The following is a 14,075-nucleotide window of genomic DNA, read 5'->3' as shown; positions in this document are numbered from 1 at the left end:
TGAAACCAAAGGCGGCTATAAGCTACAAGCCACAAGTTGCAAGCCACAAGAAAAAGCAGCGCTCGGTTGGCCGATGTGCCCATGCTTGGCTTGTGGCTTGTGGCTTGTGGCTTGTGGCTTGTGGCTTGTGGCTTGTGGCTTGTGGCTTGTGGCTTACTGTTCCCAGTCGCGGGTACGCTCCACGGCCTTCAGCCAGCCTTTGTAAAGTTTTTCTTTCTGCGCCTCGTCCAGTTGCGGGCTGAATTCGCGCTCGATGATCGCTTTGTCTCGCAGTTCGTCCAGGCCACTCCAGAAACCACAGGCCAGGCCTGCCAGGTAGGCAGCTCCAAGGGCGGTGGTCTCACGCATCTTCGGTCGCTCGACGCAGGTGCCGAGGATATCGGCCTGGAACTGCATGAGGAAATTGTTGGCCACCGCGCCGCCATCGACGCGTAGCTCGCTCAGGCGCTGACCGCAATCCTGTTGCATGGCATCGAGTACGTCGCGGGTCTGGTAGGCGATCGACTCCAGGGCCGCGCGGATGATGTGGTCAACCTTGACCCCGCGGGTCAGGCCGAACAGCGCGCCGCGGGCATAGGGGTCCCAGTAGGGCGCGCCAAGGCCAGTGAAGGCGGGTACCAGATAGACGCCATTGCTGTCCTTGACCTTGCTGGCGAAGTACTCGGTGTCATGGGCATCGTTGACGATCTTCAGCTCGTCGCGCAGCCACTGCACAGTGGAGCCGCCATTGAACACCGCACCTTCCAGCGCGTAGGCCACTTCACCTCGGGGGCCGCAGGCAATGGTGGTAAGCAGGCCATGGGAGGACTTCACCGCCTGCTTGCCGGTGTTCATCAGCAGGAAGCAACCAGTGCCGTAGGTGTTCTTGGCCTGACCGGGTTCGACGCACATCTGGCCGAACAGGGCAGACTGCTGGTCACCGGCGATACCGGCAATGGCGATACCACTCTTGGTATGGCCATACACCTCGGACGATGGGCGCACCTGAGGCAGCATCTGGCGTGGAATGCCCAGTATCTGCAGCAGCTTGTCATCCCACTCCAGGGTATGGATGTTGAACATCAAGGTGCGCGAGGCGTTGGTGTAGTCGGTGACATGCACCTTGCCGCCGGAGAACTTCCAGATCAGCCAGGTATCGATGGTGCCGAACAGCAGCTCACCCCGCTCTGCACGCGCGCGGACACCTTCGACGTTGTCGAGGATCCACTTGAGCTTGGTGCCGGAAAAGTAGGGGTCGGTGACCAGGCCTGTCGCTTCGCGGATATAGGCCTCATGGCCATCGCGTTTGAGCTGCTCGCAGATCTCGGTGCTGCGCCGGCACTGCCAGACGATGGCGTTGTATACCGGGCGGCCGGTTTCCTTGTCCCAGACCACCGTGGTTTCACGCTGGTTGGTGATGCCTAGCGCGGCCACTTGGGCATGGCTGATGCCGGCTTGGGCCAGGGCCTCGACCATGGTCGCGCTCTGGGTGGCGAAGATTTCCATCGGGTCGTGCTCGACCCACCCGGCCTGCGGATAGTGCTGGGCGAACTCGCGTTGCGAGGTGCCGACCACATTGGCGTCACGGTCGAAGATGATGGCCCGCGAACTGGTGGTGCCCTGGTCCAGGGCGATGATGTAGTTCTTGTCCTGGGTATCTGTCATGTCGGTGGCCTTGCACAAAATAGGGAGAGGTCAGGGCTGGCCGGGCGTATGGCCCGGCGGAGGCTTCAGGAAACCTGGGTCTTGCCCTGAGGATTATCGTCTGTTTGCAGGTTCGCGGCGTCTACCGTCGGCAGATTGCGGGCGATCAGGCTCCGGTACAGGGCGGCGCCCAGGCAGGCACCAAGGATCGGGGCGAACACCGGAACCAAAAAGTAGGGGATTTCACGGCCGCCTGTGAAGGCGATTTCGCCCCAGCCGGCCAGGAAGGTCATCAGCTTGGGCCCGAAATCCCGCGCCGGGTTCATCGCAAAGCCGGTGAGTGGGCCCATGGCGCTGCCGATCACCGCAATCAGCAGACCGATCAGCAGCGGCGCCAGGGCGCCTCGGGGCAAGCCATTGTTGTCGTCGGTCAGTGCCATGATCACGGCCATGAGGATGGCGGTGATCACCACTTCGACCATAACGGCCTGGGCAATGGACAGCGAAGGGTGTGGGTAGGTGGAAAACACCGAGGCCAGCTCCAGGCTGGCCTGGCTGCCACGCACCATGGCATGGGTCTGTTCGAAATCGAAGAACAGGTTGCTGTATAGCGTATAGACCAGCGCGGCGGCACAGAAGGCGCCACAGACCTGGGCAAGGATATAGAAGGCCAGTTTGCGCTTTTCGAAGTCGCCGAAAAGGCACAAGGCAATGCTCACGGCGGGGTTCAGGTGGGCACCTGAAATGCCGGCGGTGAGGTAGATGGCCATGCTGACGCCAATGCCCCAGATGACGCTGATTTCCCAGAGGCCGAAGCTGGCACCCGCGACTTTGAGTGCGGCGACGCAGCCGGTGCCGAAGAAAATGAGCAAGGCGGTGCCGAGAAATTCAGCCAGGCATTGGCTTGATAGGGTGGGTTGTCTTAGAGCAGTCGTCATGTGAAACCTCGTTTCTTGTTGTTGTGAGGCACTGGGCGCTCGACAGCAAAGGCTCGGTGTCTATCCCCATAAACGCCGGGCAAATGTAGGAAATGCACCTTTAAAGGGCATCATTTATTCAAAAACGAAAAAATATAGACAAGAAACGCTGATGTCAAAGGTCGAAAGTGAACGGTCGGCCACTATATGACTGCGCGAATCAAGCGCGGATACCGTGCCAGACGCGTTGAGAGGTGGTCCGCTGGTCGCCCTGTAGGATTTACCCTAAAGTAGCCGGCGACTTGTCATCGACTGGAGCCGTACATGACCCCCGCCCTCGACCTTTTGAAGAAGGCGCGTGCCGAACACCGCGTGCACAGCTATGAGCATGACCCCAAGGCCGCTTCCTACGGCCTGGAGGCCGCAGAGAAGCTCGGGCTCGACCCGCAGCGGGTGTTCAAGACCCTGTTGGCCAGCAGTGAAAAAGGCGAGTTGCTGGTGGCTGTGGTGCCGGTGGGAGGCACCTTGGACCTCAAGGCACTGGCACACGCGGCGGGGGTGAAGAAGTGCGAGATGGCCGACCCGATGGCTGCGCAGCGTGCCACGGGCTACCTGGTGGGCGGGATCAGCCCACTGGGCCAGAAAAAGCGCCTGCGCACCTTCATCGACGACTCGGCGCAGCAGTTCGAGAGCATTCACGTGAGCGCCGGTCGGCGCGGGTTGGAGGTGGAACTGGCAGCGGCGGTCCTGGCTGAGCACACCCAAGGGAAATTCGCCGAGATCGGGCGCGGCTGAGCGACAGCGGATTCGAGAGAGGAAAGCCGCGCGTGTTAGTAACAGCCGGGAATGGGCCGCTCAGCGGCCCTTTTCGGATTGCTCAGGTTGCCGAGCTGTAGCGGCGAACCCCGTTCTCCTGGCGTGGCAACTGCGCCGCGACGCTGCCAGGTACCGGGAACAGCACCAGATGGTCTGCCGCCACGTTGATGCCGACATCCTGACCGACCTGATGGTCGATATGGCTCGGGAAGATCGCCTCCAGCTGGCTGCCGGTAGGCAATTGCAGGCGATACAGCGTCGACGCCCCGAGGAAGCTCTTGCCGATGATGTTCGCGCGCAAGCTGCTGTCCGGTGAATGGAGGATGTCGTCCGGACGCAGCAGCACGTCCACCGAACTGCCAAGCGCCATCGTGTAGGCACGGTTACCGCGCAGTTCGCCCAGCTCGGTATTGACTGAGTCGGGGCTGCTCATCTGGCCACGGATGAAGTAACCCTGGCCGATGAAGCTTGCGACGAATGGCGTTTGCGGTTCGTGATAGAGGTTGTAGGGGGTATCCCACTGCTCCAGGCGGCCTTCTTTGAACACGCCCACGTGATCGCTCACAGCGAAGGCTTCTTCCTGATCATGGGTGACCAGAATGGCGCTGGTGCCGCGGCTCTTGAGGATGTCGCGCACTTCATGGCTCAGACGGCGACGCAGCTCGACGTCCAAATTGGAGAAGGGCTCGTCGAGCAGTAGCAACTGGGGTTCCGGGGCCAAGGCGCGAGCCAGGGCCACCCGTTGTTGCTGGCCGCCGGACAGCTCGTGGGGGTAACGACCACCCAGGCCACCGAGCTTGACCAGCTCCAGCATTTCATCGACCACCTCACCCTGGCGTGGATGCTTGCCAATGCCGAAGGCGATGTTCTGCGCAACGGTCAGGTGGGGGAACAGTGCATAGTCCTGGAACACCATGCCGATGCGGCGTTTCTCTGGCGCCAGGGTGAAACCTGCGCGGGAAATGACCTCGCCGGCCAGCTGGATCTCGCCTTCATGCACCGGCTCGAAACCGGCGATTGCGCGAAGGGTGGTGGTCTTGCCGCAACCTGAGGACCCCAGCAGGCAACCAATGTCGCCTGCGTTCAGGTGCAGATTGAGGTTCTGGACGATGCGCTGGTCGCCGTAGCCACAGGCCAGGTTGCGCAGGTTGAGCAGTAACGGATGACTCATGCGTGGTGGTAAGCCGGTTCTACGAGGAATTCCAGAAGGGCCTTCTGCGCATGCAGGCGATTTTCAGCCTGGTCCCAGGCGACCGAACGTGGGTCGTCGAGCAGGTCCTGGCTGATTTCCTCGCCACGGTGGGCGGGTAGGCAATGCATGAACAGGGCGTCGGGTGCCGCCAAGTCGAGCAGTTCGCGAGTGACTTGGTAGGGCGCGAAATGCGCCAGGCGCCGTGCAGTTTCCTCCTCCTGCCCCATGGAAGTCCAGACATCGGTGGTCACAAGCTGTGCACCGCGCACGGCCTCCTTGGGATCACGGACGATGGTCACACGCTCGCCGCCTAACTGGAGGAAGCGCGGATCGGGCTCGTAGCCCTCCGGGCAGGCGATGCGCAGTTGGAAGTCGAACTGGTGGGCGGCTTCGATGTAGGAGTTGCACATGTTGAAGCCATCGCCGATCCAGGCCACGGTCTTGCCCTGGATCGAGCCACGGTGTTCGAGGAAGGTCTGCATGTCGGCCAGCAACTGGCACGGGTGCGACTCGTCGGACAGGGCATTGATCACCGGGACGCGTGAATGGGCGGCGAATTCGGTCAAGGTACTGTGGGCATGGGTGCGGATCATCACCACGTCGAGCATGCTCGACAGGACGATGGCGCTGTCGCTGATCGGCTCGCCACGGCCCAGTTGGGTGTCACGCGGCGACAGGAAGATGGCCTGCCCGCCCAGCTGGATCATGCCGGCCTCGAAGGACACGCGGGTACGGGTCGAGGACTTTTCGAAGATCATCCCCAATACGCGGTTCTTCAGGGGCTCGAACAGCACGCCTCGCTTGCGCAGGTCCTTCAGCTCGATGCCTCGGCGGATCACACCGAGCAATTCGTCGGTGGTGAAATCCAGCAGGGAGAGAAAGTGCCTAGCGCTCATGATTGACTACCTTATCTGCAACGGTTTGCAGGTCGACCGTATGGTTTTGTTGACAACGGGAGTGACCTGCGGCGTAAGCCGCACGAGGCGGACGGAATAGGGGAAGGCGCAATACTATAATTAAATGTCGCCTCAAACCAAGAGGGGAAACAGCTGCTCTATTACAGGGGGTGTCATAACCCCTTGTGGGGCAGCTGTTTTTTATTTTCTACAGGGGTTGTACACGGCTTGCCGGCGGTTTGGCAAACCCCTTGTCGCGAATCACGCATCACAGGTCGGGGGATGTTCAGGGGATTGCGCGGCGGCGATACGCATGTGAAGGCCGCTGCGGTGCTGGCAAGGCCGAGCATGCTGCTCGGCTTTCCGTTACAATGCGTCACCGTGCCGACGATCGCGTCGGAAAGTTCAGCCGAGGTGCTTCATGGATATCATCGAAACAATCAAAGAGCAGATCGCCAACAACACCATTCTGCTTTACATGAAAGGCTCGCCGAATGCCCCGCAGTGCGGCTTCTCGGCGCGCGCTGCGCAGGCCGTGATGGGTTGTGGCGAGAAATTTGCCTACGTCGACATCCTGCAGAACCCGGAAATCCGCGCCAACCTGCCCAAGTACGCCAACTGGCCAACCTTCCCGCAACTGTGGGTCGGTGGTGAGCTGGTCGGCGGCAGCGACATCATGCTCGAAATGTTCGAGAAGGGTGAGCTGCAGACCCTGATCAAGGAAGCCGCCGCCAAGGCCAAGGCCTCCGAAGCCTGATCCTGGCGTCCCCCCGACTGACCCTATCTGACGGGGTTGACGAGGTCTTCCAGGCATGAAAAAGCCCCGCACATGGCGGGGCTTTTTCATGCCTGGCGAAACTTATTCTTCGCCCATCTGCGACTGCAGGTAGTTCTCGATGCCGATCTTGTCGATCAGACCCAGTTGAGTTTCCAGCCAGTCGATGTGTTCTTCCTCGGACTCGAGGATATCCTCAAGCAGTTCGCGAGAGCCAAAGTCGCCAACGGTCTCGCAGTGTGCGATCGCAGCCTTGAGATCGACCAAGCCCTTCTGCTCGATCTTCAGGTCGCATTCGAGCATTTCCTTGGTGTGTTCGCCGATCAGCAACTTGCCCAGGTCCTGCACGTTGGGGATGCCTTCGAGGAAGAGAATACGCTTGATCAGTTTGTCAGCGTGCTTCATCTCATCGATGGATTCCTTGTACTCGTGCTTGCCGAGTTTGTTCAGGCCCCAGTCTTCGTACATACGTGCGTGCAGGAAGTACTGGTTGATTGCGACCAGCTCGTTTCCGAGGATCTTGTTGAGATGCTGGATGACGCTTACGTCGCCTTTCATGTCGGGTTCCTGCCCTGTTGAAATGTGTCAATACAAGAAGTCTGATCCCGCAAATGCCCTCTGTCAAACCTAAGTTATTGAATAGTAAGTGAAAATTAATAGGAATAAGAATGTTTGTGAACCGCGTTAGAACGCTAACTTCTTGAATTTTAGACATAAAAAAACCGGACACTTGGTCCGGTTCTTCGAATTCTTTGTTTCAGGCTGCGGTGAATTCAACGGGGTAGGGCAGGGCGGCTTGCTGGCTGACTTGAAGCTCGGTCAGTGTCTCGCGGACGACCTGCTTGGCCAGGCACGCGCATTTACCACATTGGCTGCCCACATTGGTGGCGGCACGGACTTCCTTGTAGCTGCAGCATCCTTCATAGATCGCATCGCGGATCTGTCCGTCGGTGACGCCGACACAAAGACACACATACATAGGGGAGACCATCGCTGGTTGAGGCTCGATGGGGTGGAGCTTAATGGTAATGAGAATGCGTGTCAAAGAACTTTCGGTGAGCCCCGGGCTTGAGCGACCGGTGGTTGGATTCGGCCTGTCATCAGAAGCCGTGTATGATGGGCGACCTTTGCTGGATGCCGGGCGGTTCCGCCCACCCAGGCATCGGTATTTCATCACCCTCAGGAGATCACGAATGAGCGTACTCGTTGGTAAACAAGCCCCTGACTTCACCGTTCCAGCCGTGCTGGGCAACGGCGAGATCGTCGACAGCTTCAACCTGGCTTCGGCCATCAAAGGCAAGTACGGCCTGGTATTCTTCTACCCGCTGGACTTCACCTTCGTCTGCCCGTCCGAGCTGATTGCCCTGGACCATCGCATCCCTGACTTCCAGGCCCGCGGCGTGGAAGTGATCGGCGTGTCGATCGACTCGCACTTCACCCACAACGCCTGGCGTAACACCCCGGTCGACAAAGGCGGCATCGGCCAGGTCAAGTACACCCTCGCAGCTGATATCGCCCACGACATCTGCAAGGCCTACGACGTCGAGTCCGAAGGCGGCGTAGCCTTCCGTGGCGCCTTCCTGATCGACAAGAACGGCGTTGTCCGTTCGCAGATCATCAACGACCTGCCACTGGGCCGTAACATGGACGAACTGCTGCGCCTGGTCGACGCTCTGCAATTCCACGAAGAGCACGGCGAAGTCTGCCCGGCCAACTGGAAGAAAGGCGACAAAGGCATGACCGCTTCGCCGGAAGGCGTCGCTGCCTACCTGAGCGAGAACGCTGGCAAGCTGTAATTGCCAAGTGCATAAAAAAACCGGCCTTCGTGGCCGGTTTTTTTATGCTTAGCGTTCGAGCTCAATCATTGAAGTCGCGCCAGCCGCCCATTTCCTTCCAGCGGTTGACGATGCCGCAGAACAACTCAGCGGTTTTCTCCGTGTCGTAGCGGGCAGAGTGGGCCTCGCGACCATCGAAGTCGATGTCGGCGCTCTGGCAGGCCCGTGCCAGCACGGTCTGGCCATAGGCCAGGCCGGCCAGGGTGGCCGTATCGAAGCTGGAGAACGGGTGGAACGGGTTGCGCTTGAGGTCGGTGCGGGCCACCGCGGCATTGAGGAAATTCAGGTCGAAGCTGCTGTTGTGCCCGACCAGAATCGCCCGTTTGCAGCCATTGGCCTTCAGCGCCTTGCGAACGCCGCGGAAGATGTCGGTGAGCGCAGTTTCCTCGCTAACGGCCATGCGCAGCGGGTGGTCCAGCTTGATACCGGTAAACTCCAGGGCTGCCGGCTCGATGTTGGCCCCTTCGAACGGCTCGACCCGGTAGAAGTAGGTGTGCTCCGGGAACAGGAAGCCCTTTTCATCCATGCCGATCGTGACTGCGGCGATCTCCAGCAACGCATCAGTCGCACTGTTGAAACCACCGGTTTCAACGTCCACCACGACGGGCAGGTAACCGCGGAAACGCTCTGCCATTGGGTGGCGAGCGCCGCCGCCTTGACCTTCCTGGTCTTCTTCGTAGAACGCTTCGCTCACGCCTGGCCCTCCAGCAGACGCCAGCGCAGCTTCTCGCCCGCGCGCAGGGGAATCACGGTATTGTCGCCCAGTGGCAAGCTGTCCGGAGCAGTCCACTCCTCGCGAACCAGGGTAATGGTGTCGGTGTTCGCCGGCAGGCCGTAGAAGGCCGGGCCGTGCAGGCTGGCGAAGCCTTCCAGCTTATCCAGGGCGTCACGCTGTTCGAACGCCTCGGCATACAGCTCGATGGCGGCATAGGCGGTGTAGCAGCCGGCGCACCCGCAGGCGGCTTCCTTGGCGTGACGGGCGTGTGGCGCTGAGTCGGTCCCCAGGAAGAACTTGCTGTTGCCACTAGTGGCCGCGTCCAGCAGGGCCACCTGATGGGTGTTGCGCTTGAGGATCGGCAGGCAATAGAAGTGTGGACGGATCCCGCCCACCAGCATGTGGTTGCGGTTGTACAGCAAATGCTGGGCAGTGATGGTCGCGCCGACGTTGGCCGGGGCCTGCAGGACGAACTGCGCGGCATCGGCGGTGGTGATGTGCTCGAACACCACTTTCAGGGTAGGGAAACGCTCGACCAGGCGAACCAGGTGCTCGGCGATGAAGCGCTTCTCGCGGTCGAACACATCGACCTCGGGGCGGGTCACCTCACCGTGCACCAACAGCGGCATGCCGGTCTCGGCCAGGGCTTCGAGCGCTGGTGTGATGTTGTCCAGGCTGGTCACGCCCGAGTCGGAGTTGGTGGTGGCGCCAGCCGGATACATCTTGGCGGCATACACGAACCCGCTGGCCTTGGCCGCGCGGATGTCATCGGCGCTGGTGCGGTCGGTGAGGTACAGCACCATCAATGGCTCGAAGCGGCTCCCGGCCGGACGTGCGGCCAAGATGCGCTCACGATACGCACCGGCCTCGACGGCATTGCGGACCGGCGGGACGAGGTTGGGCATGATGATGGCGCGGGCGAAGGTGCGCGCCACATCGCCAACGGTATGGGGCAGGACGGCACCATCGCGCAGATGGATGTGCCAGTCGTCGGGGCGCAGGAGGGTCAGGCGATCGGACATTGGGGATTCCAGGCGGGTCGAACTCAAGCCCCCATGCTACCGGAAAACCCTGGTGCGAGCACGGCTATCAAGTTTTCGCGCAAGCGTCCGATAGCTTGCAGGTAAGCCGTCAGAATCAGTGGAGCCACCCGTGCGCCAGCGTTACCTAGCCCTGTTCACCTTGCTTGCCAGCCTGCCGGCCGAGGCATTGACCTTCCAGACTCGCGTGGAGAACGTCACCTGGAACGTCGAGGGGGATCAGTTCGAATGTCGCCTTGTCCAGCCGATCGACGGTTTCGGCAGCGGTGAATTCGTGCGCAGGGCCGGTGAGCAGCCGATCTTCCAGTTGCGGTCGCACACCAATGCCCTGGGCGCGGGGGGGGCGACGCTGTTGGCCGCAGCCGCGCCGTGGCAACCCGGGCGCGGCGATATCAATCTCGGCTCGGTGCGCATGGGCCGTACCGGTGTGCTGTTCACTTCGTCCCAGGGCCAGGCCAGTCGTTTGATCAATGGCCTGCTCGATGGGCGCAGCACGGTGGTGCGCAATTACACCGGCGAGGGCGGCAGGCCCATGGAAGTACGTGTGCTGCCTGTCAGCTTCGCCAAGGCATATGGCGATTACCAGGTGTGCGCCAGCAAATTGTTGCCGATGAACTTCGATCAGATCCGCCAGACCCAGGTAGGCTTCCCTCGCGGCATCGAGCTGGACAGCTCGGCGAGGGCGCGCCTGGACGTGATTCTGGACTATCTCAAGGCCGATCCGTCGGTGAACCATATCGAACTCGATGGCCACTCCGACAACAGCGGCAATCGCCTGACCAACCGGGATACCTCGCGGCGTCGGGCGCTGGCGGTTGCCGATTACCTCAAGGCCCATGGCGTGCCAGAGGAGCAGATCACCGTGCGCTTCCACGGCGAGCGTTACCCGCTGGCCAAGAACAACAGCGCCGCCAACCGCGCACGCAATCGCCGGGTGAACATCCAGCTGGACCGTGTCACGCCCGTCGAAAAGCCGCTGGAAAAAGCGCCAGACAAGCCCACGCTACAGCCGCCAGCGGCCCCTGCCGCCACGCCTCCTGCAGCACCGGCGGCCGCTGCGCCGCACCCCGTTGCCGGCAAAACCGCCTGAATGCGACCGCTGGTCGCGGTCTTGACCGTTACTGTCGCTTTGTCGTCACAAGCTGTCGCCCCATTGTAAATATTTCAGTGGGGCCGGTAGAATCAACCGCTTTCCGTACAACCCCGTGGAGTGATGGCATGGCGGACGTAAAAAAGGTCGTACTGGCGTATTCCGGCGGCCTTGATACTTCGGTGATTCTCAAGTGGCTGCAGGATACCTACAACTGCGAAGTGGTGACCTTCACCGCTGACCTGGGGCAGGGCGAAGAGGTCGAACCGGCCCGCGCCAAGGCCCAGGCGATGGGCGTGAAAGAAATCTACATCGACGACCTGCGCGAAGAGTTCGTGCGTGATTTCGTTTTCCCGATGTTCCGCGCCAACACCGTCTACGAAGGCGAGTACCTGCTGGGTACTTCCATCGCCCGTCCGCTGATCGCCAAGCGTCTGATCGAAATCGCCAATGAAACTGGCGCTGATGCCATTTCCCACGGTGCCACCGGCAAGGGTAATGATCAGGTGCGCTTCGAGTTGGGCGCCTACGCGCTCAAGCCAGGTGTCAAGGTCATTGCACCATGGCGTGAGTGGGACCTGCTGTCCCGCGAGAAGCTGATGGACTACGCCGAAAAGCACGGCATTCCGATCGAGCGCCACGGCAAGAAGAAGTCGCCGTACTCGATGGACGCCAACCTGCTCCACATCTCCTACGAAGGTGGTGTCCTGGAAGATACCTGGACCGAGCACGAGGAAGACATGTGGCGCTGGAGCGTCTCTCCAGAGAACGCCCCTGATCAGGCTACCTACATCGAGCTGACCTACCGCAACGGTGACATCGTCGCGATCGACGGCGTCGAGATGACCCCCGCCACCGTTCTGGCCGAGCTGAACCGTATCGGCGGCGCCAACGGCATCGGTCGCCTGGACATCGTAGAGAACCGCTATGTGGGCATGAAGTCCCGCGGTTGCTACGAAACCCCGGGTGGCACCATCATGCTCAAGGCCCACCGTGCTATCGAGTCGATCACCCTGGATCGCGAAGTCGCTCACCTGAAGGATGAGCTGATGCCGAAGTACGCCAGCCTGATCTACACCGGCTACTGGTGGAGCCCGGAGCGTCTGATGCTGCAACAGATGATCGACGCTTCCCAAGTCAACGTTAACGGTGTTGTCCGTCTGAAGCTGTACAAGGGCAATGTCATCGTCGTTGGTCGTAAATCGGACGATTCGCTGTTCGATGCCAATATCGCGACCTTTGAAGAAGACGGCGGCGCCTATAACCAGGCCGATGCTGCAGGCTTCATCAAGCTCAACGCCCTGCGTATGCGCATCGCTGCCAACAAGGGTCGTTCGCTGCTCTGATCCTTAAGAGTGCTCGAAAACCCCGGCCCTGCGCTGGGGTTTTTTTTGCCTGGATTTCAGGAAGGATCACGTTTTTCGTCAGTGTCCAGGGCGCTGACCGAGAGATGGATGCGAACACGGGTATCGAGGTTTTCGAGAACCCAGCTGCGGGGGAGGGCATGGGCCTCGGTGAGGGCGTGCAGAATATGGGTTTCGATGATCTTGCGCGTGTCTGGGCCGGAAAGGGTGATGCTCAGGGTCTGTACTGGCACTGGTGTTGCTGGGCAGGATCGTTCTGATAAGACGTTTTCAGGCACTCGGGCAAGAGAAGTGTGTGTGTCGGTCTTTTCCACGGCCTCCGGCTGAGGGGGCTGGTACAGAGATTGATTATTGAAGTTCAAGGTCAGGAAAAACAACATGGTCAGGAAGAAGGGAAAGCCCACTAGGAACCATGTGTAGATTTCCTGGCTGTTGTCACTGAGAAACGGCAGCGTTGCTAGCGCAGAGGCTTCGATGATGCCCGCGAAGATGGCGATGATTGCCAAAGGGCTGATGGAGTCGGTTTGCATGGTCATGGCCCACGAATATTTACCTATCTCTCGCCTGATTCGAGGCAGATGAAAAGATAGAGCTGTTTCCCGTGGAGTGCGCAACGCTTTGTGTTCGTCGAACTCTCTAAAGTTACCCGCAGGAATAGAGAATTCCTTCAAGTCAAAAGCGTTATGGTTGTGGGGTTTTATATTGCTTGTTGTTAGGTTTATAGGCGGTGCCTTGCTGCCAGAAGTTCGAAGTAACTAGTTTGTAGGAAAATTCTTTAATTTATGTAGGGGCTCTCTCTGCTTGGTAATGGGCGGCAATTCGCTGCGCCATAAGGCGGTCAGCTCGGTTATCGTACTGCTTTGGAGTTGTAATAGTGAATCAATGGATGCCGCATGAATAAAGTGCTTATTGTGGATGATCATCCGGTAATTCGTCTTGCCGTACGCATGCTGATGGAGCGGCATGGATACGAGGTGGTGGCGGAAACCGACAATGGTGTGGATGCCTTGCAATTGATCCGGGAACATCTTCCGGACATCGTGATACTGGATATCGGTATTCCGAAGCTTGATGGCCTGGAGGTCATTGCCCGGATGGCATGCATCAGCCCAGGCAGCAAAGTGCTAGTGCTCACCTCGCAGGCGGCGGGGCATTTTTCGATGCGTTGCATGCAGGCCGGTGCTGCTGGGTATGTGTGCAAGCAGCAAGACCTGACCGAGTTGCTCAGTGCGATCAAGGCGGTGCTGTCTGGATACAGCTATTTCCCCAATCAGGCGCTGCACAAGACTCGGGGGTGCGTGAAAGGCGGTAGTGAGGAGGAGATGGTCCAGCGTCTCTCCGGCAGAGAGGTGATGGTGTTGAAGGAGCTGGCCAGCGGCAAGAGCAACAAGGAAATCGCCGACAGCATGTTCCTTAGCAACAAGACGGTGAGCACCTACAAGACACGTCTATTGCTCAAGCTCAATGCCCATTCGCTGGTCGATCTCATCGAACTCGCCCAACGCCATGGCTTGTCCCGCCCCTGAAGCATAAAGCCTCCGTGTGGAGGCTATAAGGACGCTCGCCCCGTCACAGGTCGTAGTCAAAGTCGGCAAGTTGCTTTTGCAGGCGCCGCTCCTCGAGAAGGTTGTCGATGGTGCGGCGTTTGCTCAAATTGGTCTTTGCAGGTTCCACCTGAGGCTCTGCGTCGTCTTCCGAGGTGGAAAATTCGTCGTCGATCGACAGCTCGTCTTTATCGGTACTCATGAGTTACTCCAAGCCAAGGGGCCTTTGGCCGTCCTTATAGCGAGAAACCTGATTCCGGTAAAAAAG

16 protein-coding genes are annotated in these 14,075 nt (G+C 59.8%); 6 read left to right on the top strand and 10 right to left on the bottom strand.

The genetic code is table 11. From position 1 onward, the window contains the following. Nucleotides 1-153 precede the first annotated feature (153 nt). Nucleotides 154-1,644, bottom strand: coding sequence for a glycerol kinase GlpK (gene glpK, locus IEC33019_RS12330; protein WP_070093534.1), 1,491 nt, complete (start codon nt 1,642-1,644; stop codon nt 154-156). A 65-nt stretch (nt 1,645-1,709) separates the two neighbouring features. Beyond that, on the bottom strand, nt 1,710-2,561 hold the full coding sequence (locus tag IEC33019_RS12325) for an MIP/aquaporin family protein (protein ID WP_070093533.1): 852 nt from the start codon (nt 2,559-2,561) through the stop codon (nt 1,710-1,712). A 303-nt stretch (nt 2,562-2,864) separates the two neighbouring features. On the opposite strand from IEC33019_RS12325, the gene ybaK reads away from it, so the two are divergent. Beyond that, nucleotides 2,865-3,335, top strand: a complete 471-nt coding sequence (gene ybaK / locus IEC33019_RS12320) for a Cys-tRNA(Pro) deacylase (RefSeq protein ID WP_070093532.1) — start codon at nt 2,865-2,867, stop codon at nt 3,333-3,335. Between the two features lie 82 nt (nt 3,336-3,417). Here the strand turns inward: ybaK and IEC33019_RS12315 are convergent, their stop codons facing one another. Together IEC33019_RS12315 and argF are read right to left on the bottom strand one after the other, a co-directional pair. Continuing rightward, the gene (locus tag IEC33019_RS12315; protein ID WP_070093531.1) at nt 3,418-4,527 is read right to left on the bottom strand and encodes an ABC transporter ATP-binding protein; all 1,110 of its coding nucleotides are present in this window, start codon (nt 4,525-4,527) and stop codon (nt 3,418-3,420) included. After that, nucleotides 4,524-5,444, bottom strand: a complete 921-nt coding sequence (gene argF / locus IEC33019_RS12310) for an ornithine carbamoyltransferase (protein ID WP_070093530.1) — start codon at nt 5,442-5,444, stop codon at nt 4,524-4,526. Before argF ends, IEC33019_RS12315 begins: the two co-directional genes overlap by 4 nt. Nucleotides 5,445-5,865: 421 nt before the next feature. Here argF and grxD point away from each other — a divergent pair, with 421 nt between their 5' ends. Then, nucleotides 5,866-6,201: a Grx4 family monothiol glutaredoxin gene (grxD, locus tag IEC33019_RS12300; RefSeq protein ID WP_043206518.1), complete on the top strand. Its 336-nt coding sequence runs from the start codon at nt 5,866-5,868 to the stop codon at nt 6,199-6,201. Between the two features lie 102 nt (nt 6,202-6,303). Here grxD and bfr read toward each other — a convergent pair whose 3' ends face one another. Continuing rightward, entirely contained in the window at nt 6,304-6,777 is a 474-nt protein-coding gene (gene bfr / locus IEC33019_RS12295) for a bacterioferritin (RefSeq protein WP_054891795.1), read from the bottom strand. A gap of 199 nt (nt 6,778-6,976) precedes the next feature. Further along, entirely contained in the window at nt 6,977-7,198 is a 222-nt protein-coding gene (locus IEC33019_RS12290) for a bacterioferritin-associated ferredoxin (RefSeq protein WP_070093529.1), read from the bottom strand. Nucleotides 7,199-7,412: 214 nt separating this feature from the next. Between IEC33019_RS12290 and IEC33019_RS12280 the strand changes: the two genes are divergently transcribed. After that, nucleotides 7,413-8,015 carry a peroxiredoxin gene (locus IEC33019_RS12280; protein ID WP_070093528.1) on the top strand — a complete coding sequence of 201 codons (603 nt, stop codon included), beginning with the start codon at nt 7,413-7,415 and terminating at the stop codon, nt 8,013-8,015. Between the two features lie 61 nt (nt 8,016-8,076). Here IEC33019_RS12280 and rnt read toward each other — a convergent pair whose 3' ends face one another. Both rnt and pyrC read right to left on the bottom strand, forming a co-directional pair. Next, nucleotides 8,077-8,688, bottom strand: coding sequence for a ribonuclease T (gene rnt / locus IEC33019_RS12275; protein ID WP_230387848.1), 612 nt, complete (start codon nt 8,686-8,688; stop codon nt 8,077-8,079). A 56-nt stretch (nt 8,689-8,744) separates the two neighbouring features. Beyond that, the gene (gene pyrC / locus IEC33019_RS12270) at nt 8,745-9,791 is read right to left on the bottom strand and encodes a dihydroorotase (protein ID WP_070093526.1); all 1,047 of its coding nucleotides are present in this window, start codon (nt 9,789-9,791) and stop codon (nt 8,745-8,747) included. 130 nt (nt 9,792-9,921) lie between these two features. Here pyrC and IEC33019_RS12265 point away from each other — a divergent pair, with 130 nt between their 5' ends. Continuing rightward, on the top strand, nt 9,922-10,899 hold the full coding sequence (locus IEC33019_RS12265) for a flagellar protein MotY (protein ID WP_070093525.1): 978 nt from the start codon (nt 9,922-9,924) through the stop codon (nt 10,897-10,899). A gap of 128 nt (nt 10,900-11,027) precedes the next feature. Beyond that, entirely contained in the window at nt 11,028-12,245 is a 1,218-nt protein-coding gene (locus tag IEC33019_RS12260) for an argininosuccinate synthase (RefSeq protein WP_070093524.1), read from the top strand. A 56-nt stretch (nt 12,246-12,301) separates the two neighbouring features. Here the strand turns inward: IEC33019_RS12260 and IEC33019_RS12255 are convergent, their stop codons facing one another. Further along, nucleotides 12,302-12,793: a hypothetical protein gene (locus tag IEC33019_RS12255; RefSeq protein ID WP_099594172.1), complete on the bottom strand. Its 492-nt coding sequence runs from the start codon at nt 12,791-12,793 to the stop codon at nt 12,302-12,304. 363 nt (nt 12,794-13,156) lie between these two features. Here IEC33019_RS12255 and IEC33019_RS12250 point away from each other — a divergent pair, with 363 nt between their 5' ends. Continuing rightward, nucleotides 13,157-13,789: a response regulator transcription factor gene (locus IEC33019_RS12250; RefSeq protein ID WP_070093522.1), complete on the top strand. Its 633-nt coding sequence runs from the start codon at nt 13,157-13,159 to the stop codon at nt 13,787-13,789. Nucleotides 13,790-13,832: 43 nt separating this feature from the next. Here the strand turns inward: IEC33019_RS12250 and IEC33019_RS27555 are convergent, their stop codons facing one another. After that, nucleotides 13,833-14,009: a PA3496 family putative envelope integrity protein gene (locus IEC33019_RS27555; RefSeq protein WP_043213055.1), complete on the bottom strand. Its 177-nt coding sequence runs from the start codon at nt 14,007-14,009 to the stop codon at nt 13,833-13,835. Nucleotides 14,010-14,075 lie beyond the last annotated feature (66 nt).

It is taken from the genome of Pseudomonas putida (assembly GCF_002741075.1).
Classification (GTDB): domain Bacteria; phylum Pseudomonadota; class Gammaproteobacteria; order Pseudomonadales; family Pseudomonadaceae; genus Aquipseudomonas; species Aquipseudomonas putida_T.
The sequence above is the reverse complement of the archived record's forward strand: the minus strand, read 5'-3'. Positions and strand labels throughout refer to the sequence as shown.

Bases quoted from the DNA above. Each gene is read 5' to 3' on its own strand.
- IEC33019_RS12280 (WP_070093528.1), top strand. From the start codon at position 7,413: ATGAGCGTACTCGTTGGTAAACAAGCCCCTGACTTCACCGTTCCAGCC.
- IEC33019_RS12250 (WP_070093522.1), top strand. From the start codon at position 13,157: ATGAATAAAGTGCTTATTGTGGATGATCATCCGGTAATTCGTCTTGCC.
- glpK (WP_070093534.1), bottom strand. From the start codon at position 1,644: ATGACAGATACCCAGGACAAGAACTACATCATCGCCCTGGACCAGGGC.
- pyrC (WP_070093526.1), bottom strand. From the start codon at position 9,791: ATGTCCGATCGCCTGACCCTCCTGCGCCCCGACGACTGGCACATCCAT.
- bfr (WP_054891795.1), bottom strand. From the start codon at position 6,777: ATGAAAGGCGACGTAAGCGTCATCCAGCATCTCAACAAGATCCTCGGA.
- IEC33019_RS12315 (WP_070093531.1), bottom strand. From the start codon at position 4,527: ATGAGTCATCCGTTACTGCTCAACCTGCGCAACCTGGCCTGTGGCTAC.
- grxD (WP_043206518.1), top strand. From the start codon at position 5,866: ATGGATATCATCGAAACAATCAAAGAGCAGATCGCCAACAACACCATT.
- IEC33019_RS12260 (WP_070093524.1), top strand. From the start codon at position 11,028: ATGGCGGACGTAAAAAAGGTCGTACTGGCGTATTCCGGCGGCCTTGAT.
- argF (WP_070093530.1), bottom strand. From the start codon at position 5,444: ATGAGCGCTAGGCACTTTCTCTCCCTGCTGGATTTCACCACCGACGAA.
- ybaK (WP_070093532.1), top strand. From the start codon at position 2,865: ATGACCCCCGCCCTCGACCTTTTGAAGAAGGCGCGTGCCGAACACCGC.
- IEC33019_RS12325 (WP_070093533.1), bottom strand. From the start codon at position 2,561: ATGACGACTGCTCTAAGACAACCCACCCTATCAAGCCAATGCCTGGCT.
- rnt (WP_230387848.1), bottom strand. From the start codon at position 8,688: ATGGCAGAGCGTTTCCGCGGTTACCTGCCCGTCGTGGTGGACGTTGAA.
- IEC33019_RS27555 (WP_043213055.1), bottom strand. From the start codon at position 14,009: ATGAGTACCGATAAAGACGAGCTGTCGATCGACGACGAATTTTCCACC.
- IEC33019_RS12290 (WP_070093529.1), bottom strand. From the start codon at position 7,198: ATGTATGTGTGTCTTTGTGTCGGCGTCACCGACGGACAGATCCGCGAT.
- IEC33019_RS12255 (WP_099594172.1), bottom strand. From the start codon at position 12,793: ATGCAAACCGACTCCATCAGCCCTTTGGCAATCATCGCCATCTTCGCG.